This is a genomic window from Rhodovulum sp. FJ3 (assembly GCF_032918305.1).
Taxonomy (GTDB): domain Bacteria; phylum Pseudomonadota; class Alphaproteobacteria; order Rhodobacterales; family Rhodobacteraceae; genus SAT37.
Window position 1 is genome coordinate 2,501 of the sequence record NZ_JAWJUU010000014.1, and the last position, 3,285, is coordinate 5,785.

The 3,285-nt window shown below is 53.2% G+C and carries 1 tRNA gene and 2 rRNA genes; all 3 read left to right on the forward strand.

Annotated elements, in window-relative coordinates:
• Nucleotides 1–144 precede the first annotated feature (144 nt).
• The 3 genes from R1W00_RS18130 (at nucleotide 145) to R1W00_RS18140 (ending at nucleotide 3,284) form a co-directional block, all read left to right on the forward strand.
• A 23S ribosomal RNA gene (locus R1W00_RS18130) occupies nucleotides 145–2,971 on the forward strand.
• 71 nt (nucleotides 2,972–3,042) lie between these two features.
• Nucleotides 3,043–3,157, forward strand: a 5S ribosomal RNA gene (gene rrf / locus R1W00_RS18135).
• A gap of 50 nt (nucleotides 3,158–3,207) precedes the next feature.
• A tRNA-Met gene (locus R1W00_RS18140) sits at nucleotides 3,208–3,284 on the forward strand.
• Nucleotide 3,285: the final 1 nt, after the last annotated feature.

Below are 3,285 nucleotides of genomic sequence, written 5' to 3' on the forward strand. Positions count from 1 at the left end.
GCGGTGTTGTCCAAGTCAAGTACACTAACCAATGTTCTCGATCACCGACATGATCGAGAGCGGGAAAGTATGCTTTTGGTTCAGAATGAGCATCGGTCGAACCAGCCCGATGCGTGCAAGACGTGTCTTGCTCTTTCTGGATCAAATCAAGCGCGAGAAGGGCGTTTGGTGAATGCCTTGGCAGTAAGAGGCGATGAAGGACGTGATACTCTGCGATAAGCTATGGTGAGCCGAGAATAGGCTTTGACCCATGGATCTCCGAATGGGGCAACCCACCTGACAGTTTGATATTGTTGTCTTCGGACACTCAATATCTTTCTGAAACAGGTACTTATTACCTGAATACATAGGGTTTTAAGAGCAAACCCGGGGAACTGAAACATCTAAGTACCCGGAGGAAAGGAAATCAATTGATACTCCCCTAGTAGCGGCGAGCGAACGGGGACCAGCCGAGCCTTGAGAGTGACCAGAACTGTTTGGAAAGACAGACCATAGTGGGTGACAGTCCCGTATGGGAAGCTCGATAGGACGTATTAAGTAGGGCGGGACACGTGAAATCCTGTCTGAAGATCGGAGGACCACCTTCGAAGGCTAAGTACTCCTTACTGACCGATAGCGAACCAGTACCGTGAGGGAAAGGTGAAAAGCACCCCGACGAGGGGAGTGAAACAGTTTCTGAAACCGGACGCCTACAAGCAGTCGGAGGGGCCTAGAGCCCTGACGGCGTACCTTTTGTATAATGGGTCATCGACTTGGTCTCACGAGCAAGCTTAAGCCGATAGGTGTAGGCGCAGCGAAAGCGAGTCTTAATAGGGCGTCGAGTTCGTGGGATCAGACCCGAAACCGAGTGATCTAGGCATGACCAGGATGAAGGTAAGGTAACACTTACTGGAGGTCCGAACCCACACCTGTTGAAAAAGGTCGGGATGAGTTGTGCCTAGGGGTGAAAGGCCAATCAAACTCGGAGATAGCTGGTTCTCCGCGAAATCTATTTAGGTAGAGCGTCATCCGAATACCCCGGGGGGTAGAGCACTGGATGGGTAATGGGGCCCCACAGGCTTACTGATCCTAACCAAACTCCGAATACCCGGGAGTACTAGATGGCAGACACACTGCGGGTGCTAACGCCCGTAGTGGAGAGGGAAACAACCCTGACCTCCAGCTAAGGCCCCTAATTCATGGCTAAGTGGGAAAGCAGGTGGGACGACCAAAACAACCAGGAGGTTGGCTTAGAAGCAGCCATCCTTTAAAGATAGCGTAACAGCTCACTGGTCTAATCAAGTTGTCCTGCGGCGAAGATGTAACGGGGCTCAAGCCATGAGCCGAAGCTGAGGATGCACATAGTGCATGGTAGCGGAGCGTAGTGTGATAAAACCCACGCCTCCTTAGATCCTTCGGGATCATTGGAGGCTCGGGTTTGACTGTGAAGCCGGCCTGTGAGGGATCCGGTGGAGTGATCACTAGCGAGAATGATGACATGAGTAGCGACAAACAGGGTGAGAGACCCTGTCGCCGAAAGTCCAAGGGTTCCTGCTTAAAGCTAATCTGAGCAGGGTAAGCCGACCCCTAAGGCGAGGCCGAAAGGCGTAGTCGATGGGAACCAGGTTAATATTCCTGGGCCAGGAGGATGTGACGGATCGTGAAGGTTGTTCACCCTTATTGGATTGGGTGGGCCGCTAATCGGTTCCTGGAAATAGCCCTCCATGAGATCGTACCCTAAACCGACACAGGTGGACTGGTAGAGAATACCAAGGCGCTTGAGAGAACGATGTTGAAGGAACTCGGCAAAATACCTCCGTAAGTTCGCGAGAAGGAGGCCCAGTTCCAAGGCAACTTGGAGCTGGGGGCACAAACCAGGGGGTGGCGACTGTTTACTAAAAACACAGGGCTCTGCGAAGTCGCAAGACGACGTATAGGGTCTGACGCCTGCCCGGTGCCGGAAGGTTAAAAGGAGGTGTGCAAGCACCGAATTGAAGCCCCGGTAAACGGCGGCCGTAACTATAACGGTCCTAAGGTAGCGAAATTCCTTGTCGGGTAAGTTCCGACCTGCACGAATGGCGTAACGACTTCCCCGCTGTCTCCAACATCGACTCAGCGAAATTGAATTGCCTGTCAAGATGCAGGCTTCCCGCGGTTAGACGGAAAGACCCCGTGCACCTTTACTACAGCTTCACATTGGCATCAGACATGTGATGTGCAGGATAGGTGGTAGGCTTTGAAGCAGTGACGCCAGTCGCTGTGGAGCCATCCTTGAGATACCACCCTTCGCCTGTTTGATGTCTAACCGCGGTCCGTTATCCGGATCCGGGACCCTGTGTGGCGGGTAGTTTGACTGGGGCGGTCGCCTCCTAAAGCGTAACGGAGGCGCGCGAAGGTTGGCTCAGAGCGGTCGGAAATCGCTCGTTGAGTGCAATGGCAGAAGCCAGCCTGACTGCGAGACTGACAAGTCGAGCAGAGACGAAAGTCGGCCATAGTGATCCGGTGGTCCCGAGTGGAAGGGCCATCGCTCAACGGATAAAAGGTACGCCGGGGATAACAGGCTGATACTGCCCAAGAGTCCATATCGACGGCAGTGTTTGGCACCTCGATGTCGGCTCATCTCATCCTGGGGCTGGAGCAGGTCCCAAGGGTACGGCTGTTCGCCGTTTAAAGAGGTACGTGAGCTGGGTTTAGAACGTCGTGAGACAGTTCGGTCCCTATCTGCCGTGGGTGTAGGATACTTGAGAGGAGTTGCCCCTAGTACGAGAGGACCGGGGTGAACGATCCACTGGTGGACCTGTTGTTGCGCCAGCAGCAGTGCAGGGTAGCTATGATCGGAAAGGATAACCGCTGAAGGCATCTAAGCGGGAAGCCCCCCTCAAAACAAGGTATCCCTGAGGACCGAGGTAGACCACCTCGTCGATAGGCCGGAGATGTAAGTGCAGTAATGCATTCAGTTGACCGGTACTAATTGTCCGATAGGCTTGATTTGATCCAGTAAAAGCAAGACACCAAAAGCATACTTACTGTACTCGACTTGGACAAAATTGGATCTTTCCTCGGTTTGGTGGTCATAGCGCAAGCAAAACACCCGGTCCCATCCCGAACCCGGAAGTTAAGTGCTGCCGCGCCAATGGTACTGCGTCTTAAGACGTGGGAGAGTAGGTCACCGCCAAACCTAGTAAAGATCCAACCAATCTCTATAAATCGATGAAACAACAAAATCACCGCGGGGTGGAGCAGCCAGGTAGCTCGTCAGGCTCATAACCTGAAGGTCAGAGGTTCAAATCCTCTCCCCGCAACCAA